This window comes from Salipiger mucosus DSM 16094, from assembly GCF_000442255.1.
GTDB classification, from domain to species: Bacteria; Pseudomonadota; Alphaproteobacteria; order Rhodobacterales; family Rhodobacteraceae; genus Salipiger; species Salipiger mucosus.
Map to the genome: position 1 here is coordinate 200178 of NZ_KE557278.1, position 22141 is coordinate 222318.

Genomic DNA, 22141 nt, shown 5'->3' on the forward strand with positions numbered 1-22141 from the left:
CGGACCACCGGCCCTCTTTGTTTTGCGGCAGCCCGACCAGACCAACCCCAAGACCGGCGGAGACAACCGCCCGGCCAGAAAAGACCGATGAAAAGGAACATGGAGCCACATGGCTAACGCAACCATGGAGGAATTCGAGGCCCTCCTTAACGAAAGCCTCGAAATGGACACGCCCGACGAGGGCACTGTCGTCAAGGGCAAGGTCATCGCCGTCGAAGCGGGCCAGGCCATCATCGACGTCGGCTACAAGATGGAAGGCCGCGTCGATCTCAAGGAATTCGCGAATCCCGGTGAGCAGGCCGACATTTCGGTCGGCGACGAGGTCGAAGTCTACCTCCGCGCAGCCGAGAACGCCCGCGGTGAAGCCGTCATCTCGCGCGAGATGGCCCGCCGCGAAGCCGCATGGGACCGCCTCGAGAAGGCCTACGCTGACGATGCCCGCGTCGAAGGCGCGATCTTCGGCCGCGTCAAGGGCGGCTTCACCGTCGATCTCGGCGGCGCCGTGGCCTTCCTGCCCGGCAGCCAGGTCGATGTGCGCCCCGTGCGCGACGCCGGCCCGCTCATGGGTCTCAAGCAGCCGTTCCAGATCCTCAAGATGGACCGTCGCCGTGGCAACATCGTTGTCTCGCGTCGTGCGATTCTCGAGGAATCGCGTGCCGAGCAGCGTGCGGAAGTCATCGCCAACCTGTCCGAGGGCCAGACGGTCGAGGGCGTGGTCAAGAACATCACCGAGTACGGCGCATTCGTCGACCTCGGCGGCGTCGACGGCCTGCTGCACGTGACCGACATGGCGTGGCGCCGTGTGAACCACCCCTCCGAGATCCTGTCGATCGGCGAGACCGTCAAGGTCCAGGTCATCAAGATCAACAAGGAAACCCACCGCATCAGCCTGGGCATGAAGCAGCTGCAGGAAGATCCGTGGGACCTGGTGGGCGTGAAGTACCCGCTGAGCTCGGTCCACAAGGGTCGCGTCACCAACATCACCGACTACGGCGCCTTCGTGGAGCTGGAGCCGGGGGTCGAGGGCCTCGTTCACGTCTCGGAAATGTCCTGGACCAAGAAGAACGTGCACCCGGGCAAGATCGTGTCGACCTCGCAGGAAGTCGACGTCATGGTGCTCGAGATCGACCCGGCCAAGCGCCGCGTGTCGCTCGGCCTCAAGCAGACCATGCGCAACCCCTGGGAAGTCTTCAAGGAGACGCACCCCGAGGGCACCGAGGTCGAGGGCGAGGTCAAGAACATCACCGAGTTCGGCCTGTTCATCGGTCTCGACGGCGAGATCGACGGCATGGTGCACCTGTCGGACCTCAGCTGGGACCAGCGTGGCGAGGAAGCCATCCAGGAGTACCGCAAAGGCGACGTGGTCAAGGCCGTGGTCACCGAGGTGGACACCGAGAAGGAGCGCATCTCGCTCTCGATCAAGGCGCTTGGCGGCGACAAGTTCGCCGATGCGGTCGGCGGCGTGAAGCGCGGCTCGATCGTGACCGTCGAGGTCACCGCGATCGAGGATGGCGGCATCGAGGTGGAATACGAGGGCATGAAGTCCTTCATCCGCCGCTCCGACCTGTCGCGTGACCGTGCCGAGCAGCGCCCCGAGCGGTTCTCGGTCGGTGACAAGGTCGACGTCCGCGTCACCAACATCGACAGCCGGTCGCGCCGCCTGGGTCTCTCGATCAAGGCCCGCGAGATCGCCGAAGAGAAAGAGGCCGTGCAGCAGTATGGCTCCTCCGACTCGGGTGCATCGCTGGGCGACATCCTCGGCGCCGCGCTGAACCGCGACGACGAGTGATCGCCTGACGGCATCGACTGACTGATCGGACGGGCCCCGGGATTTCCCGGGGCCCTTTGCTTTGGTCCGGTGTCACGCCCCGCGGCGGTGCCTTTTCGCGGGGCAGGGGCGTCGAATCGGTCCCGGCCCGACGGTGCGTGCTGCGATGCGGCGCCGGCCCGCAAGCGCTGCCCTGCGAGCCGGCGGGCGGCGTCACAGGCGGCGACAGGTCGCCAAAGTGCTGCAATTCATGGGTTTTCGCGCGATCTCCCGGTTTCCGTTTTGCGCGACCGCGCGTATAGTCCTACCGAGGAGACGCGCGACACGACGGCTTCAGGGGGATTGTGGGGATGATCAGGTCTGAATTGATCCAGAAGATTGCGGATGAAAACCCGCATCTCTATCAAAGGGACGTCGAGAGGATCGTGAACACGATCTTCGAAGAGATCACCAATGCCATGGCCCGGGGCGACCGGGTCGAGTTGCGCGGCTTCGGCGCCTTCTCGGTCAAGAAGCGCGACGCGCGTCTGGGGCGGAACCCGCGGACGGGCGAAGCGGTTCAGGTCGATGAAAAGCACGTGCCCTTCTTCAAGACGGGCAAGTTGCTGCGCGATCGTCTGAACGGAAAATAATTCATGCGTTACATCCGCTATGTGTTCCTCGGCGTTCTCGCCGTCCTGCTGATCGCCGTGGCGCTGGCCAACCGCAACATGGTGACGTTGAGCCTGCTGCCGGAAGAGATGGCGGCGCTGCTGCAGTTCCAGTGGTCGGTTTCTGTGCCGCTCTTCATCGTGTTCTTCGGCGGCATTCTCGTCGGGCTGATGATCGGCTTCGTCTGGGAGTGGCTGCGCGAACACAAGCACCGCGCCGAGGCGCGCGCGCGCAAGGCCGAGGCACGGCGGCTCGAGCGCGAACTCAAGCGCACGCAGGCCGAGCGCGACAAGGACAAGGACGAGGTCCTGGCGATTCTCGACCAGAGCGCCTGATCCGGCCGGGGGCAGGGGCTCTGCCCCGTCACGCCTGCGGCGCGACTCCCCGGGATATTTGACGGCCAGAAGAAGCAGGGGGCCATGCCCGACGTGAGTGTCAAGATCTGCGGTCTGACGCGCGAAAGCGACGTCGCCGTCGTGGCGGCGGCGGGGGCGCGGTATTGCGGCTTCGTCTTCTTCGAGAAAAGCCCGCGTTGCGTGACGCTGCCGCAGGCGCGAACGATGGCCCTGGCGGCCCCGCCGGGGCTGGCCAAGGTGGCGCTGACCGTGAATGCCTCCGATGCCGAGCTTGACGAGATTGTCGAGACGGTGCCGCTGGACATGCTGCAGCTTCACGGCCGCGAGACGCCGGAGCGCGTGGCCGAGGTGCGGGCGCGCTACGGGCTGCCGGTGATGCGCGCCGTGGGCGTGGCAACCGAGGCCGACCTGCCGGCGCTGAGCGAGTTCGGGCGCGTTGCCGACCAGCTCCTCGTGGATGCCAAGCCCGCGCCGGGCGCTGATCTGCCCGGCGGCAACGGGCTGGCCTTCGACTGGCGGCTCATCGCGGGGCGGCGCTGGCCCTGTCCCTGGATGCTGGCAGGCGGGCTCACGCCCCAGAACGTCGCCCGGGCGATCGAGATGACGGGCGCGCGGCAGGTCGACGTGTCGTCCGGGGTCGAGGAGGCGCCGGGCCGCAAGGACCCTGGCCGAATCGAGGCCTTCGTGAAGGCTGCGTCGCAGAGCGTCCCGGCAGTGCCGCGGCTCTGAGGCATTCACGACATCGTGTCATGCAAAAGAAAAGGGCCACCCCGTGGGGTGACCCTTGCATCACGTTGACACGCAGACGCGTTTCAGCCCTGGCGGGCCTTGAAACGACGCTGGGTCTTGTTGATGACGTAAACGCGGCCCTTGCGGCGCACAACGCGGCAGTCGCGATGGCGCTTCTTGAGCGAGCGGAGCGAGTTTGCGACCTTCATTCCGGTCTCTCCTCTTGTCGCGGCGCGCGAGCGCCAGGCGTTGCAGTGTCCCGGGGCCGAGGCCGCGGGGGTGAATTCATGGTGGGCGGTACTGGGATCGAACCAGTGGCCCCTACGATGTCAACGTAGTGCTCTACCGCTGAGCTAACCGCCCGTGATACCTGCACGTTCCGTGGCCCCGAAAGAAAACGGGGCGCGGGAGATCCGCGCCGGTAGCGGGCTCTATAAATAGAGTCGGAGGCGGGATCAAGGGCTTTTGGCAAGGGATTGTTTCGGTCTATTATCTTTTCCAAAGGAGCGCGGATGCCCAAAGTCGCCTACCACCTCGATCTGCCGGATGCGGCCACGTCCTGCGTGGTCTTCGCCTCGCCGCATTCGGGGCGCGACTACCCATGGAGCTTCCTGCGCAACACGGTTCTGGACGAACATTCCATCCGTTCGTCCGAGGATGCCTACGTGGATCGCCTGTTTGATTGCGCGCCGCAGTTCGGCGCGCCTTTTCTGCGGGCCGGGGCGCCACGGGCCTTTATCGACGTAAATCGCGCGGCCGACGAGCTGGACCCGGCGCTGATCGAGGGCGTGCGGCGCAGCGGGCACAATCCGCGAGTCGCGAGCGGGCTGGGCGTGGTGCCGCGCGTGGTCGCGAACGGGCGGGCGATCTACCGCGGCAAACTGCCGCTGTCCGAGGCCGAGCGGCGAATCGCGCGCTACTGGACGCCCTACCACGCCCGCCTGCGCGATCTGCTCGACCGTGCGCATGACGCATTCGGCGAGGCGATCCTGATCGATTGCCATTCCATGCCGCACGAGGCCGTGGCGAGCGCCGCCCGCAGCACCGGGGCGCGGCCCGAGATCGTGATCGGCGACCGTTTCGGCGCGTCCGCCGGCGGAGAGATCGTCGACCGGGTCGAGGCTGCCTTTCAAGCGGCGGGGCTCGTCGTGGCGCGGAACACGCCCTTCGCGGGCGCCTACATCACGCAGCACTACGGCCGCCCGGCACGGTGCCGTCACGCCATCCAGATCGAGATCGACCGCGGGATCTACATGGATGAGGCGCGCATTCGGCCCAACGCGAATTTCCATACCTTCCGGCGCACCCTGCGCAGCGTGGTGTCCTCGATCGCGGCGATCGGCAACCGCGAGCAGCGCCTCGCGGCGGAGTGAGGCCGCAGGGCCGGGCGCACGTTCCGTCGACGGACCTGCAAGTCTGTTCGGACGGAGCCGGTCGTGCGACCTCAGGCGAAAAGCGCGTCCAGCGCAGCGTCCAGCGGACCGGGTGCGTCGATACGCAGCCGCACGGGCAGGGTCAGGACTTTCTGGCGGAAGTCCGGGGGCAGGCGCACCGCGTCCTTCTCAGTGGTCACCAGTTGCGCGCCCAGCCGCGCCGCGTCCGTTTCGAGCCGCGTGAGCAGTGCCGGCGCGAGGTTCTGGTGATCGTCCAGCGGCTCGCCGTGGCGAAGCTCGGCGCCAAGGCCGCGCAGCGTGGCGAAGAATTTCTCCGGGTGACCGATGCCGGCAAAGGCCAGCACCGGCAGATCCTGCCAGTCCATGCCGGTTTGCAGGGGCTCCAGTACGCCGGTCAGATCTGGCACCTGCACCGCGTCCGACCAGAGCGCCTGGAAGCGGTGCTGCGCTTCGGGCGGGCCGATCGAGAGCAACAGGTCGGCCCGGGCAAGACCTGCGCTCACGGGCTCGCGTAGCGGCCCTGCGGGCAGGCAGCGCCCGTTGCCGAACCCCTTGCCGGCGTCCACCACGACCAGGGACAGGTCCTTTTCCAGTGCCGGGTTCTGGAAACCGTCATCCAGCAGGATCGCCTCGGCGCCCGCCTCCACTGCGGCTCGGGCGCCGGCGGCGCGGTCGCGGGCCACCCACACGGGCGTAAAGGCTGCCAGCAGCAGTGGCTCGTCGCCCACCTCGGCGGCAGTATGTCCGCGCGGATCGACCTGCACCGGGCCGCGCAGTTGTCCGCCGTAGCCGCGCGAGACGACGTGAACGGACACGCCGCGGGCGGTCAGGCGCTCGATCAGGGCGATCACCGTCGGCGTCTTGCCCGTGCCGCCCGCGTTGAGATTGCCGACGCAGATCACCGGGACCGGAAGTCGCGCACCCGCGCGGGCCACGCGTCGCGCCGTGGCGCGCGCCGTGAGCCGGCCCAGCGGCGCCAGCAGGCGGGCGCGCCAGTCGGGCCGGTCGGGCGGCGTGTCCCAGAAGCGCGGCGCGCGCATCAGGCGGCCTCGTCTGGGGCGTCGATCCGCTCGAAGGCCAGCTCGATCACCTCGTCGGCCAGCGCAGCCCCCTGGCTGACCACGTCCCAGCCGGCATGGGCCATGACCGCCGCCTGGTCCGGTGCCACGAGCTGCGAGACCGCTGTGCCCAGCGAATCGAAATCGCGCACGATCCGTGCGGCGCCGGCCTCGACCAGTTGCGAGTAGGCGGCGAGGTGGCGTCCGACGTTGGGGCCGTAGAGCAGCGCGGTGCCATGCGCGGCGGCTTCCATAGGATTCTCGCCGCCGTGTCCGGGGACCAGCGAGCCGCCGAGAAAGGCGATGGGCGAGAGGCGGTACCAGAGCCCGAGGTCGGTCGAATCCTCGGCCAGCAGGATCTGCGTGGTCTCGTCGGGCGTCTCGCCCGCTTCCCAGCGGCACAGCCGCAGCCCGCTGTCGGCGGCGGCGCGTTCGGCGGCCTCGGCCTCGGCCCGGTCGGCTGGGGAGATGATCAGCAACAGGCGATGGGCCAGCCGCACCGCGCGGCGATGTGCGCGGACGATGTCCTCGGCCTCGGCTCCGCGAAGGCGGGCGGCGAGCCAGATCGGGCGCCCGGTCAGCGCCGAGGCCATGTCTTCGTGCAGGCTGTCGGAGCACTCGAGCGGCGGCTCGGTTGCCGTGAGCGGACCCGCGGGGATCAGGCGCTGGTCCGGAAGCCCGAGGCGCCGCAGCTGGCGCTGTGCGGCCCGGTTCCGGGTGAAGGCGCGGTGAAAGAGGGCAAGCGTGGCCGGCGCGACATCCGGCATCCAGCCGGGCGCGGGCGTCGTCCAGGGCGCGTCGGAGGCACCCAGCAGTATCAGCCGCGTGCCGCTGTCATGCAGCTTGTGCAGCAGGGCAGGGCGCAGCGCCGTGCCGGTCCAGAGGCCGACCTCCGGGCGCCAGTGCGCGGCGAAGGCCTCGGTCTCGGCCGCGGTCTCGGCGGGCAGGTCGGCCGCGATGACGTCCTCGTCGTCCTCGGCCGGCACGCAGGTCTCGCAGCAGGCCCCGGTGGCGAGGATGGTGATCTCGCTGCGTTGGGCGCGCATCCGCGTGGCGATGGCGGCCAGCGCCCGGGCGTCGGTGGCATCGGCGGCATGCAGCCAGACCAGCGGGCCGCGCGGGCGCGGGGGCGGTGCGGGTAGAGGCCGGGATGACCGGCTGCGGCCCAGCGCGAGATAGGCCGAGAGGGAGAAGGGCCGTCGCGCCAAGGCGGTCAGCCGAGTTCCTCGGTCGGCGAGGCTTCGGCCTCCTCGTCGCGCAGGCGGTGGATATGGGCGATGAAGTAGCGCATGTGCGCGTTGTCCACCGTGCGCTGCGCCTCGGCCTTCCAGGCGTCGTGCGCACTCTGGTAGTCGGGGAACATGCCCACGATGTGGATGTCGTCGACGTTCTTGAATTCGGTCCGTTCGGGGGTGACGAGCTCGCCGCCGAAGACGAGGTGAAGGCGTTGGGTCATTGCCGGCTCCTTTCACGCGCTTGTGTGCCGCAAACTACGGGCTGGACGGGGCGCGTCAAGCCACGCGCGATGGCTGCCCCGGGCGCCGGGCGCTTTCCAAAAACGCGTGCAAATCCTCTAAAGGAGATTTGGTTACCGTCCTCAGGTCTCGTGCGCCAGCCGGTCGATGATTTCCTCGTGCAGTGCCGGACCCGCCGCGATCATGCCGGCATGGCGCGGCATCGGTGCGTTGAACCGGATCGGCTGGCCCGCGCGGTCGGTCGCGAGACCGCCCGCCTCGGCCACGATCAGCGCTCCCGCGGCGATGTCCCACTCCCACGAGGGGCGGAGCGTGAGCATGGCATCATAGCGCCCCTCGGCCACCAGCCCCATGCGGTAGGCGATCGAGGGCCGGTGGCTGCGCTTCAACGCGGGGACCTCGCCGCGCCAGTGCTCGGGCGCCAGCGCGGGCCGGGTGGCCAGCACCTTGGCGGTCTCCAGCGCGCCGCCCGGCGTGACCGAGATGGGCGCGCCCTCGAGCCGGGCACCGTGGCCGGCCGCCGCGGTGTAGAGCTTGCCGCGCATCGGCAAGAAGATCACTGCCGCCGTCACCTCGCCGCCGCGCGCCACGGCCAGCGAATGCGCCCAGGTGTCCTCGCCCTCGATGAAACTGCGGGTGCCGTCGATGGGATCGACGATGAAGACATGCTCGGCCTCGAGCCGTGCCGCGTCGTCGGCGCTTTCCTCGCTCAGCCAGCCGTAGTCGGGCCGCGCCCCGCGCAGGATCTCCGACAGCACGGCGTCCACGGCCATGTCGGCATCGGTCACCGGGCTGCCGTCCGCTGCCTTGTGGCGGATGTTCAGGGCGCCGCCGATGTAGGTGGTCGCGACCTCGGCCGCCGCCTGCGCGGCCTCTTCGAGCAGGGCGAGATCACGTTCCGGCAAGCGTGAGCCCCTCGATGCGCAGCGACGGCACGATGCGGCTCAGCCAGGGTCGCGCGTCGTTGGCCGGTGTCATGCCAAGCAGCATGTCGCGCAGGTTGCCCGCGAGCGTCACGCCCGAGACCGGCCCGGTGATCTCGCCGTTCTCGACCCAGAGCCCGGCCGCGCCGCGCGAGTAGTCGCCGGTGTTGGGGTTGATGGTCGAGCCGATCATCGAGGTCACGATCAGACCGGTGCCCATCTCGGCGGCCAGCGCGTCGCGGCTCTGCGTGCCCTGCGTCAGCTCGAGGTTCCAGGCGCGCGGCGATGGCCCGGACGAAGGCCCGCGCGCGGCGTTCCCGGTCGGCTCCATGCCCAGCTTGCGCGCATTGGCGAGGTCGAGGGTAAAGCCCTTCAGCACGCCGTTCTCGACCACCGCGCGGCGCCGCGTCGGCAGGCCCTCGGCGTCGAAGGGGCGCGAGGCGGGCGCGCGCGCCCGGTGCGGATCCTCGATCAGCGACAGGCCCTCGGGCAGCACCTGCTCTCCCATCGCGTCGCGGAGCCAGGATGCACCACGCGCCACGGCCCCGCCGCTCGCGGCCGCCACGAGATGCCCGATCAGCGAGGCGGCGACGCGCTCGTCGAAGATCACCGGGTAGGCGCCGGTGCGCGGGCGGCTCGGGTTCAGCCGTCCCAGCGCCCGTTGGGCGGCAGTGCGGCCGATTTCCTCGGCGCTCCTCAGATCGGACTGGAAGACGCGGCTGTCGCCGTCGTGATCGCGCTCCATGCCCAGTCCTTCGCCGGCGATGGCCACACAGGAGCGCCCGCGCGAGGTGCGCGCGTAGCCGCCCGAAAAGCCGTTGCTCGCCGAAAGATGCACCCGCTGAGCGCTGTAGCCGGCCGAGGCGGACTGCACCTGAGCGATGCCCTCGACCGCGAGCGCGGCCGCCTCGGCGGCGCGGGCATCGTCTTCCAGCGCGGCCGGCGCCGGTTCGGGCGCGGGATCGGCCATCTCGAGCGCCGCCGCATCCCAGTCGCGCGCGAGCTGCGCGGGGGCCGCGAGCCCGGCCCAGGGGTCCTCGGGCGCTTCGCGGGCCATGGCCACGGCCCGCTCCGCCATCGCGCTGATCGTCTCCGCCTTGGTGTCCGAAGCCGAGACAACCGCGCTGCGCTGCCCCACGAAGACCCGCAGGCCGATGTCGGTGCCCTCGGCCCGCTCGGCCTGTTCCAGCGCTCCCCCGCGCACGTCGATCGAAAGCGAGGTGCCGTCCATCGCGATGGCATCGGCGCTGTCCGCGCCTGCCTTTGCGGCGGCGTCCAGCAGGGCATGGGTCAGGGTTTCGGGCGTCTGGGCCATGTCGTCTCCGGTTGCGGCGATGTCAGGGAGGTAGGCCGTGCCGCGTCGCGGCGCAAGGCCGGGGGCTCAGCCGGCGGGTTCGACGACGCCGACCATGGGTCCCAGGTCGCGCCCGAAATCCGACCGGTTGATCCCGGGCGCATGCACGCGCGAGACGTTGCCGTCGAAGAACAGCGCATCGGGCAGGCCAAGCCCGTCGCGGAAGAGCCGGGCGAACTCGTGGAAGTTGACCGCGCTTTCCGAGATCGCGAAGACCGCCGTCGTCCCGTCCGCCGAGGTGCCCACGCCGTTGCGAACATAGCGCGAGTCGCTGTCGGCCAGGAACCTCGGGTGCAGCTCGCCATCGATGACCAGCATCGGCCCGGACTGCGTGGCAAAGGCGCAGTCCGGCCGGTCGCGGATGAAATCCCGCGTCTCGATCACGTCGGCGCGCCCCTCGCGGATGCACAGCAGCCCGTTCGGGAGCAGCCCGAAATTCCCGGGCCCGGGGTTCGAGACCACGCCCATGACCTCGTTGCCCTGCTCGACGTAGTAGCCCACCGGCGCGCGGTCGGCGTGGTACATGCCGGCGTTCATGGCGAAGGCCAGCTGCTCGCCGGTTTCCCGCAGCGCCGCGTCGAGCGTGGCGAACTGGCCCCAGGGAGTGCCATCGCTGTCGTAGAGGAAGGTGCGCAGGTCCTCCTGCGCGGCATCCACGGTGCAGAGCGTGTAGCGCGTGCCGTCGAACTCCCGTGCCTCGCAGGTGACGGCCCCGGCGGCGTCGGCGCCGAAGGTCAGGCCGACCGCGGCCAGCGCGACGAGGCGGCGCATCGCCTCAGTCCTCGACGTCGCGGCGCACCGCATCCTGGGAGAACAGCCGCCGCGTCTCGTCGAGCCGGTCGAAGGTCTCGTCGAGGCGGAAGCGCAGCTCGGGCGCGAACTTCAGCGTCAGTTCCTTCGAGACCGCGCGCCGCAGCTCGCTGCGGTTGCGATCGAGCAGCTCGAACATGTCGCCCTCGTGCTTGCCACCCAGCGGCACGACGTAGGCGGTCGCGACCTTGAGATCGGGCGAGACGCGCACCTCGCCGACGGTGATCGACAGGCGGTTCAGCTCCGGGTCATGGATGTCGCCCCGCAACAGCACGTCCGAAAGCGTGCGGCGGATGAGTTCGCCCACGCGAAGCTGACGCTGGCTCGGCCCCGGGCCGTCGGTGAATCTGTTCTTGCCCATGCCGCAGACTTAAGGCCTGTGCGCCCCTTTGCCAAGCGGCGCGCCGCGCGCTAAGCAGGCTCCGACACAAAGCAGGAGAGCGCAATGACCGAGAGGCCCGGAGTGGTGGTCACGGGGGTGTCGGGCCGCATGGGCCGGATGCTCGCGGGCGAGGTGATGAAAAGCGACCGCCTCGAACTGGTCGGCGCGCTCGAACGCGCGGGCCACGACTGGATCGGCCAGGACCTCGGCACGGCCATGGGTGGCGCGGAACTGGGCCTGACGGTCGAGGACGACGCGCTCGAGGCCTTTGCCCGCGCCCAGGCGGTGATCGACTTCACGGCGCCCGCCGCCACCGTCGAATTCGCCGATCTCGCCGCCCAGGCCCGGGCGGTCCACGTCATCGGCACGACCGGCCTCTCCGAGGAGGACCTGCACCGCATCCACGTCGCCGCGCGCCACGCGGTGATCGTGCGCGCCGGCAACATGAGCCTCGGCGTGAACCTGCTCACCCAGGTCACGCGGCAGGTCGCGGCGGCGCTCGATGCCGACTGGGACATCGAGATCATCGAATCACACCACAACCAGAAGGTCGACGCACCCTCGGGCACCGCGCTCATGCTGGGCGAGGCCGCCGCCGAGGGACGCGGCGTCAAGCTCGACGAGGTCTCCGACCGCGGCCGCGACGGCATCACCGGCAAGCGCGAGCCTGGCCACATCGGCTTTCACGCCATCCGCGGCGGCGACATCGTGGGCGAACACGAGGTGCTCTTCGCCACGGCGGGCGAGCGGATCAAGATCAGCCATATCGCCTCCGACCGCGCACTCTTTGCCAGGGGTGCGCTGAAGGCCGCGCTCTGGGGGCAGGACCAGCGCCCGGGCGAATACGACATGCTCGACGTCCTCGGCCTCAAGGACTGACCGCCCCGCAGCATCTTCTGGCCGCAAATATCCCGGGAGAGTCGCGGCCTGCCGCGACCGGGGGCAGCGCCCCCGCCGGTCCGGGCGACGCCCGGACCGCAACTTTCTCAAGAGAACATTCTCGCGCCGCCGATCAGAAATCGATGGCGAGGCCCTTTTTCTCCCAGTCGCCGTAGCGCGCCGGGTCGAGGCCGTCGCGGCCGCCCAGTTCCACGGGCCGCGCCGCCTCGGCCGCCTCCATTGCCTTGCGCCGCTCGGCCGCCTCGGCAAGGGCGCGCTGCGCGGCGGGGGGAAGCTCTTTGTCGGTGTCGCTCATGTGCGGTTCCTTCCTCGCGTGCCCCTTGATATACGCCCGCGCATCCCGCCCTCAACCCCCGGAGACCGCCATGCCACAGCCCACCACCGCCCGCGCGCAGGCCGTGGCCCTTCTCGGGCAGGTCCTGGGGCAGGGACGGCTGATGTCCGAGGCCATGACCGGCCCCGCCTGGGAGCGCCTCGCGCCGCCCGACCGGGCCGCCGCGCAGCGGCTCGCGACCGAGGTGCTGCGCAACCTCGACCGCTGCGACCGCGTGCTGCGGCCGCACCTGCGCAAGGCGCCGCCGGCACTGGTGCGCAACGTGCTTCGGCTGGGCACATGGGAACTCTGCACCGGCGGCGCGGCGCATGGAGTCGTGAACGAGTGCGTCCAGATCGTTTCCGCCGACCGCCGCGCCAACAGCATGAAGGGCCTCGTCAATGCCGTTTTGCGCCGCGTGGCCGAGGAGGGGCCCGCGCAATGGGCCAAGCTGCGCGTGCCGCGCCTGCCGCGCTGGCTGCGCGACCCGCTGTCGGCCGCCTGGGGGCGCGAGGCCGTCACCGCCATGGAGGCCGCGCATCTCGCGGGAGCACCGCTCGACCTGACGGCGCGCAGCGATCCTCAGGCGCTCGCCGCACGGCTCGAGGGCGAGCTTTTGCCCACGGGCTCGGTCCGGCTGCAGGAGGCAGGACAGGTCTCGGCCCTGCCGGGCTATGCCGAGGGCGACTGGTGGGTGCAGGACGCCGCCGCCGCGATGCCGGCGCGGCTGCTTGGCGAGGTGACGGGCCTGCGCGTGCTCGACCTCTGCGCCGCTCCGGGCGGCAAGACGCTGCAGCTTGCCGCCGCGGGCGCCAGGGTCACCGCGCTCGACATCTCCGATGCGCGCCTCGCGCGGCTGCGGCAGAACCTCGAGCGCACGGGGCTCTCGGCAGAGATCGTGACCGGCGACGCGCTGGAGCATACCGGCAACTACGACGTGATCCTGCTCGACGCGCCCTGTTCCGCCACCGGCACGATCCGCCGTCACCCCGACCTGCCGCACGCCCGGCAGGGCGAGGGCATCTCGGAACTCATCGAGCTTCAGGCGGCCATGATCGATCACGCCCTCGGTCTGCTCGCCCCCGGCGGGAGGCTCGTCTTCTGCACCTGCTCGCTCATTCCCGACGAGGGCGAGTGCCAGGTCGAGGAGGCGCTGGCGCGTCACCCGGGCCTCGCGGTGCAACAGCCCGGGGCGGACTGGATCGAGCCCCACTGGCGCAGCGAGGAGGGCGGCTTGCGCCTGCGGCCCGATTTCTGGGCGGAGCGCGGCGGAATGGACGGGTTTTACATGGCCGTGCTCGTCAAACCGGCCTGAGACACGCCGCGCCCGGCATTCCAAGGTGACTCGGGCCCGCACGCGCGGTATCGTGCCGCAAAGGCTTTACAACGCGCCGGATGCGAACCGGGCGAGAGGCAGAGCGGATGTCGGAACGGGTCACATGGCCGGCCGCGGCGACGCGGTGTCTCAATCGCGTGCACGCGCGGCTGGCGGCGCGCGCGCGTCCCGTCACCGCCTTCGTCTCGCAGCCCGAACCTCGCTCGACCGGCTCGGTCGCGCGGGGGCGCCAGCTTTGCGCCGGTAACCTCATGTTCGCCGGGCATCTCGTCGAGGCGCCCGATGTCATGATCTGGGACATCGACCCGCCCTCGGCCACATGGGAGGCCGAGATCCACGGCTTCGGCTGGCTCGACGACCTCGCCGCCGTGGGGGATGCCCCGGCGCGCGCCCTGGCGCAGCGCTGGCTCTGGGGTTGGATCGAGCGACACGGCGCCGGTCGCGGCCGCGGCTGGGTGCCCGAACTGGCCGGACGCCGCCTGATCCGCTGGATTCATCACGCCATTTTCCTGCTGCGCGGTATCGACCGCGACCGCTCGGATGCCTTCTACCGCGCGCTCGGCGCGCAGACGCTGTTCCTCGCGCGCCGCGGCGCGGCGGCCCCGCCCGGCTTGCCGCGCTTCGAGGCCCTGACCGGGCTCATCTACGCCAGCCTCTCGCTGCAGGGCATGGAGCGCCTGACCGCCCCTGGCGAAGGCGCGCTCGAGGCGGAGTGCACCCGGCAGGTAGACGCGCAGGGCGGCATCCCGACGCGCAACCCCGAGGAACTGCTCGAGGTCTTCACTCTGCTGACCTGGACTGCCGCCGCGCTCGAAGAGGCGGGGCACGAGTGCGGCCCGGAACTGCAGAAGGCCATGGCGCGCATCGCCCCGACGCTGCGCCGCCTGCGTCACGCCGACGGCGCGCTCGCGCGGTTCCAGGGCGGCGGGCGCGGGCTCGAGGGGCGGCTCGACCAGGCACTTGCCGTCGCCGGCGTGAAGCGGCGCCCCTCCGAGGGGCTCGCCATGGGCTATGCCAGGCTGGCCGCCGGGCGCACGACCGTCCTGATCGACGCCGCTTCGCCGCCGGAGGGGCGGGCCTCGATCGATGCCCATGCCTCCACGCTCGCCTTCGAACTGACCTCGGGCCGGCGCCCGCTGATCGTGAGTTGCGGCTCGGGCGCCACCTTCGGCGAGGACTGGCGCCGCGCGGGTCGCGCCACGCCCAGTCATTCGACGCTCTGCCTCGACGGCTACTCCAGCGCCCGTCTCGGCCCGCCGACCTGGATCGGCGGCGTGGAGCACGAACTGCTCGAGGATCTGCCGCACAGGGTGCCGGTGGAACTGACGACCACCGCGACCGGCCAGCGCTTCGAGGGCGGGCACGACGGGTTCGTGTCGACCCACGGGCTGACCCATGCCCGCACGCTGGAACTGGCGCAGGACGGGCGTGGCCTCTCGGGCGAGGACGTGCTCGTCACGCTGACCGAGGCCGACAAGCGGCTCTTCGACCGGCGGCTGGATTCGGTCCGTCTTTCGGGGCTGCCCTGGCAGATCCGCTTCCACCTGCACCCCGAGGTCGAGGCCGAGATCGACATGGGCGGGTCGGCGGTGTCGCTGTCGCTGCGATCGGGCGAGGTCTGGGTCTTCCGCTGCGATGCGGAGCCCGACCTGACGGTCGAGCCCTCGGTCTACCTCGAAAAGGGACGGCTGCGGCCACGCGCCGCCAAACAGGTCGTTTTATCCGGTCGCGCGATGGAGTATGCGACGCGCATCCGCTGGAGCCTGGCCAAGGCGCAGGACACCGCCGTCGCGGTGCGAGACGTCGAGCCGGCCGAGGTAGAACTGACCGATTGAACCATCCGGGACCCGAACCTCATGTCTGACCTGCACCCCGTCCGCCGCGCCCTGCTTTCCGTATCCGACAAGACCGGCCTGATCGAGCTGGGCGAGGCGCTGGCCGCGCGCGGTGTCGATCTGCTCTCGACCGGCGGCTCCGCCAAGGCGCTGCGCGAGGCGGGCCTGACCGTGCGCGACGTGGCCGAGGTGACTGAATTCCCCGAGATGATGGACGGCCGGGTCAAGACGCTGCACCCGCGCATCCACGGCGGCCTTCTGGCGCTGCGTGACGCGCCCGAGCACACCGCCGCGATGGAGACCCACGGCATCCCCGGCATCGACCTGCTGGTCGTGAACCTCTACCCCTTCGAGGAAACCGTCGCCAAGGGCGCCGACTACGACACCTGCATCGAGAACATCGACATCGGCGGTCCGGCCATGATCCGCGCCGCCGCAAAGAACCACGGCTTCGTGAGCGTCGTGACCGACGTGGCCGACTACCCGGCGCTTCTGTCCGAACTCGAGGCGAACGACGGCGCCACCACCTATGCCTTCCGCCAGAAGCTGGCGCAGGTGGCCTATGCCCGCACCGGCGCCTACGACGCCGCCGTCTCGACCTGGATGGCCGGCGCGCTGGGCGACAATACCCCCCGCCGCCGGGTCTTTGCCGGCACCCTCGCGCAGGACCTGCGCTACGGCGAGAACCCGCACCAGGCCGCCGCCTTCTACCGCGACGGCTCGGGCCGGCCCGGGGTCGCCACGGCGACCCAGCACCAGGGCAAGGAACTCAGCTACAACAACATCAACGACACCGACGCCGCCTTCGAGCTGGTCTCGGAATTCCTGCCCGGCGACGGCCCGGCCTGCGCCATCATCAAGCACGCCAATCCCTGCGGCGTGGCCAAGGGCTCGACGCTGACCGAGGCCTACCGCAAGGCCTTCGACTGCGACCGCACCTCGGCCTTCGGCGGCATCGTGGCGCTGAACATGAAGCTCGACGTCGAGACCGCGCAGGCGATCTCGGAGATCTTCACCGAGGTCGTCATCGCGCCGGGCGCCGACGATGCCGCGCGTGAGGTCTTCGCCAGGAAGAAGAACCTGCGCCTGCTGACCACCGACGGGCTCGCCAATGCCGCCGAGCCGGGCGTGGCTTTCCGGCAGGTCTCGGGCGGGATCCTCGTGCAGGACAAGGACAACGGCCGCATCACGGCCGATGACCTCAAGGTCGTGACCAAGCGCCAGCCGACCGAGGCCGAGATCGCCGACCTGCTCTTCGCCTGGACGGTGGCCAAGCACGTCAAGTCGAACGCCATCGTCTACGTCAAGGACGGCGCGACCGTCGGCGTCGGCGCCGGCCAGATGAGCCGCGTCGATTCGGCGATGATCGCCGCGAAGAAGTCCGAGCGCATGGCCGAGGCGCTGGGCCTCGACGCGCCGCTCACCAAGGGATCGGCGGTGGCTTCCGACGCCTTCTTCCCCTTCCCGGACGGGCTGATGGAGGCCGCGGCGGCCGGCGCCACCACCGTGATCCAGCCCGGTGGCTCGATGCGCGACAACGAGGTCATCGCGGCCGCCGACGAGGCCGGGCTTGCCATGGTCTTCACCGGAATGCGCCACTTCCGCCACTGAACCGAAAGGGGGCGCCATGCGCCTGTGTCACGCACTGGCCGGACTTCTGATCGCAGCCCTCGGCGCCACCGGCGCCGGGGCGCAGACGGCCGAGGAGGTGCTGGAGCGGCTGCTGACCGAGGGCGCGGACGCGGTGACCTTCTCCCAGCAGTTCCGCGACCAGGTCTCGGTCGAGACGGTGCAGCGTGTGCTCGACCGCTTCCGCGACGACTACGGCGAGATGCGTGCCCTGCGCTTCGAAGAGGAGTCGGGCGCGGTGATCTACGACGGGCACCGCCTGCCGGTCTCCTTCGCGCTGAACGACGCGGGCGAGGTGGCGCTGCTGCGCTTCGATCCGGCGGAACGCATCGTCGGCGACCTCGCCGAGGCGGTCGTGGCCTTCCACGAGCTCGGCGCCGATGTCGCCTGGCTCGCCACTCGCGAGGGCGAGGTGCTGAGCGCGCAGGATGCCGATGCGCCCCTCGCGGTCGGATCGGCCTACAAGCTGGGCGTGCTCTCGGTGCTCGTGGCGGACATCGAGGAGGGAGCGCGCGACTGGGCCGATGTCGTGCGCATCGCGGATGCCGACCGCTCGCTGCCCTCGGGGCGGATGCAGGACTTCCCGGCTGATGCGCCGGTGACCCTGCACACGGCCGCGCTGGCGATGATCGCCGAAAGCGACAACACCGGCGCCGACCTGCTCACTCGCGTGCTGGGCCGCGACCGGGTGGCGGAGCGACTGGGCATTGCGGCGGAGGATTTCCTGACCACGCGGGAGTTCTTCGGCCTGAAGGCCGACGCCGACCTGCGCGCCCGCTGGCGCGAGGCCGAGGCGGCGGAGCGCCCCGCACTGGCCCGCGAAGCCGCGGGGACGCTGCCCGATGCGGCCGATGTCATGGCGCCTTACACCGCAGGCGTGGAATGGGAGATCCCGCTGGAGCGCCTCTGCGCATTGATCGAACCGCTGGCGGACGAGCCGCTCATGCAGGTCAACCCCGGCCCCCTGCGCGGCAGTGACTGGGCGCGCGTGGCCTACAAGGGCGGCTCGGAAACCGGCGTGGTCAATTTCACAGCCTTCCTGCGCGACCCGGCAGGGCAAGGGCATTGCCTGGCGCTTACGGTCAACGACCCGGAGGCGGTCTCGCTCGAGGAGGCCGCGGCGGCTTTCCGCACGGCGGCGGGGGCGCTGCGGCTGGCGCCCTGAGCGCGCTTTTCATCCCGCCCCGGACGGGCTAGAGGCGGACGACGACGATACGTGAAGGGAAATGCGCCATGCGAACGGTGGCCGGGGTGGCCCTGCTCATCTTCCTGCTCGACCAGCTGACCAAGTGGCTGGTGGTCCATGTCATGGGGCTGGCGCAGCGCCGGTCCATCGACGTCTGGCCGCCCTATCTCAATTTCCGCATGGCCTGGAACGACGGCATCAACTTCGGCCTCATGGGCGGCGAGGGCGCCGCCGCGAAGTGGATCCTAATCTCGGTCGCGCTGGGCATCGTGCTGTTCGTGCTGGTCTGGCTGCGCCGCGATCCGCCGGGGCTGTTGGGCCTCGTCTCGGGCGGGCTGCTGATCGGCGGGGCCATCGGCAACGTCATCGACCGGCTTCTCTATGGCGCGGTGGCGGACTTCCTGAACATGTCCTGCTGCGGCATCAACAATCCCTTCGCCTTCAACGTGGCCGACATCGCGATCTTCGTCGGCGCCGTCGGACTGGTGGTGTTTCCCGACAAGGGCGGCAAGGCCGGGAAAAAGGCCCCGTGACGGGGGGCGGGAGATACGTTAAAGCAGAGCGAGGCAAGGACCGGAGGCTGGCAATGACGCTGTCGCGGATCGTGATGATGATGGGGCTCATCGGGCTTGTCGCCGCCTGTTCGCGCGGCGGCGGTGCACCTGGCGAGACCAGTCTGCGCAACCTGCGCAACAACCGCGCCACGCCCGAGGAATTCTCGATCGTCCCGAACAAGCCGCTGCAGCAGCCGGAAAGCTATGCCCAGCTGCCCGCGCCGCGACCGGGCGGGGCGAACCGGACCGACCAGACGCCCCTGGGCGACGCGGTGGGCGCGCTGGGCGGCAACCCCGCCGCGCTGCGACCGGGCACTGGGGTGCCGCAGGGCGACGTCGCGCTGGTGAGCCGCGTCTCGCGCTACGGTCGCGACGGGAACATCCGGGCGACGCTGGCGGAGGAGGACTATGATTTCCGCCGCCGCAAGTCGATCCTGAACTGGAAGCTCTTCCCCGACGACGAGTACAACCGCGCCTACCGGCGCCAGCGGCTCGACGCGGATGACGCGCTGAGATGGTTCCGCGCCCGCGGCGTGCGCACGCCCTCCGCTCCGCCCGAAGCCAACTGAGGCGGGCCTGGGCGCTCGGTCACGCTGCGGCGGTCCCCGAGGACCTTTCCGAGTATTTGTGGAAAGAGGATGGACCGGCTGCGCGGGGCGCGGCCGGCAGATCTTTCACGAAACCGACAGTAACGTCCGGGCCGGGTTGCATGGGCGCTGGCGCACCGTAGGTTATGCATATCCGCACAATGATCCGGAGACAGTTGCCGATGACACGACTGGCCGCGGCTCTGGCCGCACTGATGTTCGCTGCGCTGCCGGCGCAGGCGCAGGACATCCGCGAGACGCTCGAGGAGGTCACGACCTTCGAGCTGGACAACGGGATGGAGGTCGTGGTGGTCGAGGATCACCGCGCCCCGGTGGTGGTCCACATGGTCTGGTACCGCGCCGGCGCCGCCGACGAACAGCCCGGCGCCTCGGGCGTGGCGCACTTCCTCGAGCACCTGCTCTTCAAGGGCACCGACACGCTGGAGCCCGGGGAGTTCAGCGAGGTGGTCGCCCGCAATGGCGGCAGCGACAACGCCTTTACCAGCTTCGACCAGACTGCCTACTACCAGCGCGTCGCCGCCGACCGGCTGGGGCTGATGATGGAGATGGAGGCCGACCGCATGGTCAATCTTCGCCTCGACCGCGAGGACATCCTGACCGAGCGCGACGTCATCATCGAGGAGCGCAACATGCGCGTCGAGAACGACCCCTCGGCGCTGATGCGCGAGCAGTTGAACGCGGCGCTCTATCTCAATCACCCCTACGGCACGCCGATCATCGGCTGGCGCGAAGAGATGGTCTCGCTGGATCTCGACGATGCCTATGCCTACTACGACCGCTTCTACGCGCCCAACAACGCGATCCTCGTGGTGGCGGGCGACGTCTCGCCGGACGAGGTACGGGACATGGCCGAGGAGCACTACGGCGCGGTGCCCGCGAACCCCGAGGTGGGTGCGCCGCGGACGCGTCCGCAGGAGCCGCGCCAGATGGCCGAGCGTCGCCTGACCATGGAGGATCCGCGCGTCTCGCAGCCCTACGTCATGCGCAGCTACCTCGCGCCCGAACGCGATCCCGGCGACCAGCGCGAGGCGGCCGCGCTCACGCTGCTCGAGGAGGTGCTGGGCGGCGGACAGACCTCGGTGCTGAACCGGGCGCTGCAGTTCGACCGCAAGATGGCGGTCTACGCCGGGGCCTTCTACGACGGCACGAAATACGATGACGGCAGCTTCGGCTTCGCGGTCGTGCCGGCGCCGGGCGTCAGCCTCGAAGAGGCGGAGGCGGCGCTGGACGAGACGCTGCAGGACTTCCTCGAGGAGGGCGTGGACCCGGACCAGCTTGCGCGCATCAAGTTCCAGATGAAGGCCTCGCGGATCTACGCGCAGGACAATGTCGGCTCGATCGCGCGGCGTTACGGCCGGGCACTGACCTCGGGGCTCACGGTCGAGGACGTGCAGGCCTGGCCCGCGCTGCTGCAGGAGGTGACCGGCGAGGAGATCGTCGCCGCCGCGCGCGAGGTCTTCAATCGCGACAGCTCGGTGACGGCCTACCTGAAGGCGCCCGAGGCCGAGCAGGACGCGGCACAAGAGAACGAGGAGGTGATGCAATGACCCGGATCCTGAGCCTCCTGGCCGCCATGGTGCTGGCCGGACCCGCGCTTGCGGCCATCGAGATCGAGGAGGTCGAGACCCCCGGCGGCTTCAACGCCTGGCTGGTCGAAGAGCCCTCGATCCCGTTCACCGCGCTGGAACTGCGTTTCACGGGCGGCGCGGCGCTGGACGCCGAGGGCAAGCGCGGCGCGACGAACCTCATGGTCGGCCTGCTCGAGGAAGGTGCCGGCGACATGGACGCGCGCGGCTTCGCCGAGGCGACCGAGGAACTGGCGGCGAGTTTCAGCTACGAGGCCAGCCAGGACACCGTCTCGGTCTCGGCCAAGTTCCTCACCGAAACGCGCGACGACTCGGTGGCGCTGCTGCGTGAGAGCCTGGTGAACCCGACCTTCTCCGAGACCGCCATCGAGCGCGTGCGCAAGCAGGTGCTCTCGGGCCTGCGAAGCGACCGCACCGACCCCGATGCCATCGCCAGCGAGGCCTTCGACCGTACGGTCTTTGGCGATCATCCGTACGGTTCGCCCAAGAAGGGCACCATCGAGAGCGTCGAGGCGATGACCCGCGACGACATCCTCGCCGCCTGGCGTGCCGCCATCGCGCAGGACCGAGTGGTGATCTCTGCCGCGGGCGACATCTCGGCCGAGGAACTGGCCAGCCTGATCGACGAGCTTCTCGGCGACCTGCCCGAGGAGGGCGCGCCCAAGCCTGAGGATATCGACGTCGGGACCGCGGCCGGCAACACGGTCATTCCCTTCGACACGCCGCAATCGGTGGCGATCTTCGGCCACGAGGGGATCGAGCGCGACGACGAGGACTTCTTCGCAGCCTACGTGATGAACACGATCCTCGGCGGCGGCGGCTTCGAGGCACGGCTGATGGAGGAGGTGCGCGAGAAGCGTGGCCTGACCTACGGGATCTATTCCTACCTCATGCCGATGGACCACGCCGAGCTTTACCTCGGCCGTGTCGCCTCGGCCAACGACCGCATCGCCGAGGCGATCTCGGTCATCCGCGACGAGTGGCGCAAGCTGGCCGAGAACGGCGTGACCGAGGCCGAGTTGGAGCAGGCCAAGACCTACCTGACCGGCGCCTACCCGCTGCGCTTCGACGGCAACGGGCCGATCGCGCGCATCCTCGTGGGAATGCAGATGGACGGCCTCACGCCGGAGTACATCGAGACGCGCAACGACCGGATCGAGGCGGTGACGCTCGAGGACATCCAGCGCGTCGCTGCACGGGTCTTGAAGCCGGACGCGCTGCGCTTCGTGGTGGTGGGCCAGCCCGAGGGGCTGGAGACGGATGCGCCGGTGCAGTAACGGCGCCTGCATTCTGA

Annotated in this window: 23 protein-coding genes and 1 tRNA gene; 14 read left to right on the top strand and 10 right to left on the bottom strand. The window is 70.0% G+C overall.

What is annotated here, in order from left to right; genetic code table 11:
* Positions 1–109: 109 nt before the first annotated feature.
* From rpsA to SALMUC_RS16625, 4 genes are all read left to right on the top strand, one after another.
* Positions 110–1789 carry a 30S ribosomal protein S1 gene (rpsA, locus tag SALMUC_RS16610; protein WP_021120533.1) on the top strand — a complete coding sequence of 560 codons (1680 nt, stop codon included), beginning with the start codon at positions 110–112 and terminating at the stop codon, positions 1787–1789.
* A gap of 329 nt (positions 1790–2118) precedes the next feature.
* Positions 2119–2400, top strand: coding sequence for an integration host factor subunit beta (ihfB, locus tag SALMUC_RS16615; RefSeq protein ID WP_020038472.1), 282 nt, complete (start codon positions 2119–2121; stop codon positions 2398–2400).
* Between the two features lie 3 nt (positions 2401–2403).
* Positions 2404–2754, top strand: a complete 351-nt coding sequence (locus tag SALMUC_RS16620; RefSeq protein WP_020038471.1) for a lipopolysaccharide assembly protein LapA domain-containing protein — start codon at positions 2404–2406, stop codon at positions 2752–2754.
* An 84-nt stretch (positions 2755–2838) separates the two neighbouring features.
* Positions 2839–3504 (top strand): phosphoribosylanthranilate isomerase, encoded by a 666-nt coding sequence (locus SALMUC_RS16625; RefSeq protein WP_020038470.1) that lies wholly within the window; start codon positions 2839–2841, stop codon positions 3502–3504.
* A gap of 83 nt (positions 3505–3587) precedes the next feature.
* Here SALMUC_RS16625 and ykgO read toward each other — a convergent pair whose 3' ends face one another.
* Together ykgO and SALMUC_RS16635 are read right to left on the bottom strand one after the other, a co-directional pair.
* On the bottom strand, positions 3588–3713 hold the full coding sequence (gene ykgO, locus SALMUC_RS16630) for a type B 50S ribosomal protein L36 (protein WP_007792261.1): 126 nt from the start codon (positions 3711–3713) through the stop codon (positions 3588–3590).
* 79 nt (positions 3714–3792) lie between these two features.
* Positions 3793–3867: transfer RNA gene (locus SALMUC_RS16635), tRNA-Val, on the bottom strand.
* Positions 3868–4016: 149 nt separating this feature from the next.
* Between SALMUC_RS16635 and SALMUC_RS16640 the strand changes: the two genes are divergently transcribed.
* The gene (locus SALMUC_RS16640) at positions 4017–4877 is read left to right on the top strand and encodes an N-formylglutamate amidohydrolase (protein WP_020038469.1); all 861 of its coding nucleotides are present in this window, start codon (positions 4017–4019) and stop codon (positions 4875–4877) included.
* Positions 4878–4948: 71 nt separating this feature from the next.
* Here the strand turns inward: SALMUC_RS16640 and lpxK are convergent, their stop codons facing one another.
* The 7 genes from lpxK to rbfA form a co-directional block, all read right to left on the bottom strand.
* Entirely contained in the window at positions 4949–5938 is a 990-nt protein-coding gene (gene lpxK / locus SALMUC_RS16645) for a tetraacyldisaccharide 4'-kinase (protein ID WP_020038468.1), read from the bottom strand.
* Positions 5938–7164 (bottom strand): 3-deoxy-D-manno-octulosonic acid transferase, encoded by a 1227-nt coding sequence (locus SALMUC_RS16650; RefSeq protein ID WP_020038467.1) that lies wholly within the window; start codon positions 7162–7164, stop codon positions 5938–5940. The genes lpxK and SALMUC_RS16650 overlap by 1 nt, the downstream gene beginning before the upstream one ends.
* Positions 7165–7169: 5 nt before the next feature.
* Positions 7170–7412, bottom strand: a complete 243-nt coding sequence (locus SALMUC_RS16655) for a DUF4170 domain-containing protein (RefSeq protein ID WP_020038466.1) — start codon at positions 7410–7412, stop codon at positions 7170–7172.
* Positions 7413–7553: 141 nt separating this feature from the next.
* Positions 7554–8336: a 3'(2'),5'-bisphosphate nucleotidase CysQ gene (locus tag SALMUC_RS16660; RefSeq protein WP_020038465.1), complete on the bottom strand. Its 783-nt coding sequence runs from the start codon at positions 8334–8336 to the stop codon at positions 7554–7556.
* Positions 8323–9669, bottom strand: coding sequence for a TldD/PmbA family protein (locus SALMUC_RS16665; RefSeq protein ID WP_020038464.1), 1347 nt, complete (start codon positions 9667–9669; stop codon positions 8323–8325). The genes SALMUC_RS16660 and SALMUC_RS16665 overlap by 14 nt, the downstream gene beginning before the upstream one ends.
* A gap of 66 nt (positions 9670–9735) precedes the next feature.
* On the bottom strand, positions 9736–10479 hold the full coding sequence (locus SALMUC_RS16670; RefSeq protein ID WP_020038463.1) for a phosphodiester glycosidase family protein: 744 nt from the start codon (positions 10477–10479) through the stop codon (positions 9736–9738).
* Positions 10480–10483: 4 nt separating this feature from the next.
* Positions 10484–10879: a 30S ribosome-binding factor RbfA gene (rbfA, locus tag SALMUC_RS16675; protein WP_020038462.1), complete on the bottom strand. Its 396-nt coding sequence runs from the start codon at positions 10877–10879 to the stop codon at positions 10484–10486.
* A gap of 84 nt (positions 10880–10963) precedes the next feature.
* On the opposite strand from rbfA, the gene dapB reads away from it, so the two are divergent.
* The gene (dapB, locus tag SALMUC_RS16680) at positions 10964–11779 is read left to right on the top strand and encodes a 4-hydroxy-tetrahydrodipicolinate reductase (RefSeq protein ID WP_020038461.1); all 816 of its coding nucleotides are present in this window, start codon (positions 10964–10966) and stop codon (positions 11777–11779) included.
* Between the two features lie 133 nt (positions 11780–11912).
* Here dapB and SALMUC_RS16685 read toward each other — a convergent pair whose 3' ends face one another.
* Positions 11913–12095: a DUF1674 domain-containing protein gene (locus SALMUC_RS16685; protein WP_020038460.1), complete on the bottom strand. Its 183-nt coding sequence runs from the start codon at positions 12093–12095 to the stop codon at positions 11913–11915.
* A gap of 70 nt (positions 12096–12165) precedes the next feature.
* On the opposite strand from SALMUC_RS16685, the gene SALMUC_RS16690 reads away from it, so the two are divergent.
* The 8 genes from SALMUC_RS16690 to SALMUC_RS16725 all read left to right on the top strand — a co-directional run bounded on the left by SALMUC_RS16690 (position 12166) and on the right by SALMUC_RS16725 (position 22124).
* Complete coding sequence (locus SALMUC_RS16690; protein WP_020038459.1) at positions 12166–13428, top strand: RsmB/NOP family class I SAM-dependent RNA methyltransferase; 1263 nt, start codon at positions 12166–12168, stop codon at positions 13426–13428.
* A 107-nt stretch (positions 13429–13535) separates the two neighbouring features.
* Complete coding sequence (locus SALMUC_RS16695) at positions 13536–15284, top strand: heparinase II/III family protein (protein WP_020038458.1); 1749 nt, start codon at positions 13536–13538, stop codon at positions 15282–15284.
* A 21-nt stretch (positions 15285–15305) separates the two neighbouring features.
* Positions 15306–16895 (top strand): bifunctional phosphoribosylaminoimidazolecarboxamide formyltransferase/IMP cyclohydrolase, encoded by a 1590-nt coding sequence (gene purH, locus SALMUC_RS16700; RefSeq protein ID WP_020038457.1) that lies wholly within the window; start codon positions 15306–15308, stop codon positions 16893–16895.
* 16 nt (positions 16896–16911) lie between these two features.
* Complete coding sequence (locus SALMUC_RS16705) at positions 16912–18078, top strand: serine hydrolase (RefSeq protein ID WP_020038456.1); 1167 nt, start codon at positions 16912–16914, stop codon at positions 18076–18078.
* Between the two features lie 68 nt (positions 18079–18146).
* On the top strand, positions 18147–18632 hold the full coding sequence (lspA, locus tag SALMUC_RS16710) for a signal peptidase II (RefSeq protein WP_020038455.1): 486 nt from the start codon (positions 18147–18149) through the stop codon (positions 18630–18632).
* A gap of 53 nt (positions 18633–18685) precedes the next feature.
* Positions 18686–19222, top strand: coding sequence for a DUF3035 domain-containing protein (locus SALMUC_RS16715; protein WP_020038454.1), 537 nt, complete (start codon positions 18686–18688; stop codon positions 19220–19222).
* Positions 19223–19422: 200 nt separating this feature from the next.
* Complete coding sequence (locus SALMUC_RS16720) at positions 19423–20808, top strand: M16 family metallopeptidase (protein WP_020038453.1); 1386 nt, start codon at positions 19423–19425, stop codon at positions 20806–20808.
* A complete protein-coding gene (locus tag SALMUC_RS16725; protein ID WP_020038452.1) occupies positions 20805–22124 on the top strand; it encodes a M16 family metallopeptidase in 1320 nt (439 codons plus the stop codon). Before SALMUC_RS16720 ends, SALMUC_RS16725 begins: the two co-directional genes overlap by 4 nt.
* Positions 22125–22141 lie beyond the last annotated feature (17 nt).

Coding starts and splice junctions, on each gene's coding strand:
- rpsA (WP_021120533.1), top strand. CDS start 110: ATGGCTAACGCAACCATGGAGGAATTCGAGGCCCTCCTTAACGAAAGC.
- ihfB (WP_020038472.1), top strand. CDS start 2,119: ATGATCAGGTCTGAATTGATCCAGAAGATTGCGGATGAAAACCCGCAT.
- SALMUC_RS16620 (WP_020038471.1), top strand. CDS start 2,404: ATGCGTTACATCCGCTATGTGTTCCTCGGCGTTCTCGCCGTCCTGCTG.
- SALMUC_RS16625 (WP_020038470.1), top strand. CDS start 2,839: ATGCCCGACGTGAGTGTCAAGATCTGCGGTCTGACGCGCGAAAGCGAC.
- ykgO (WP_007792261.1), bottom strand. CDS start 3,713: ATGAAGGTCGCAAACTCGCTCCGCTCGCTCAAGAAGCGCCATCGCGAC.
- SALMUC_RS16640 (WP_020038469.1), top strand. CDS start 4,017: ATGCCCAAAGTCGCCTACCACCTCGATCTGCCGGATGCGGCCACGTCC.
- lpxK (WP_020038468.1), bottom strand. CDS start 5,938: ATGCGCGCGCCGCGCTTCTGGGACACGCCGCCCGACCGGCCCGACTGG.
- SALMUC_RS16655 (WP_020038466.1), bottom strand. CDS start 7,412: ATGACCCAACGCCTTCACCTCGTCTTCGGCGGCGAGCTCGTCACCCCC.
- SALMUC_RS16665 (WP_020038464.1), bottom strand. CDS start 9,669: ATGGCCCAGACGCCCGAAACCCTGACCCATGCCCTGCTGGACGCCGCC.
- SALMUC_RS16670 (WP_020038463.1), bottom strand. CDS start 10,479: ATGCGCCGCCTCGTCGCGCTGGCCGCGGTCGGCCTGACCTTCGGCGCC.
- rbfA (WP_020038462.1), bottom strand. CDS start 10,879: ATGGGCAAGAACAGATTCACCGACGGCCCGGGGCCGAGCCAGCGTCAG.
- dapB (WP_020038461.1), top strand. CDS start 10,964: ATGACCGAGAGGCCCGGAGTGGTGGTCACGGGGGTGTCGGGCCGCATG.
- SALMUC_RS16685 (WP_020038460.1), bottom strand. CDS start 12,095: ATGAGCGACACCGACAAAGAGCTTCCCCCCGCCGCGCAGCGCGCCCTT.
- SALMUC_RS16690 (WP_020038459.1), top strand. CDS start 12,166: ATGCCACAGCCCACCACCGCCCGCGCGCAGGCCGTGGCCCTTCTCGGG.
- SALMUC_RS16695 (WP_020038458.1), top strand. CDS start 13,536: ATGTCGGAACGGGTCACATGGCCGGCCGCGGCGACGCGGTGTCTCAAT.
- purH (WP_020038457.1), top strand. CDS start 15,306: ATGTCTGACCTGCACCCCGTCCGCCGCGCCCTGCTTTCCGTATCCGAC.
- SALMUC_RS16705 (WP_020038456.1), top strand. CDS start 16,912: ATGCGCCTGTGTCACGCACTGGCCGGACTTCTGATCGCAGCCCTCGGC.
- lspA (WP_020038455.1), top strand. CDS start 18,147: ATGCGAACGGTGGCCGGGGTGGCCCTGCTCATCTTCCTGCTCGACCAG.
- SALMUC_RS16715 (WP_020038454.1), top strand. CDS start 18,686: ATGACGCTGTCGCGGATCGTGATGATGATGGGGCTCATCGGGCTTGTC.
- SALMUC_RS16720 (WP_020038453.1), top strand. CDS start 19,423: ATGACACGACTGGCCGCGGCTCTGGCCGCACTGATGTTCGCTGCGCTG.
- SALMUC_RS16725 (WP_020038452.1), top strand. CDS start 20,805: ATGACCCGGATCCTGAGCCTCCTGGCCGCCATGGTGCTGGCCGGACCC.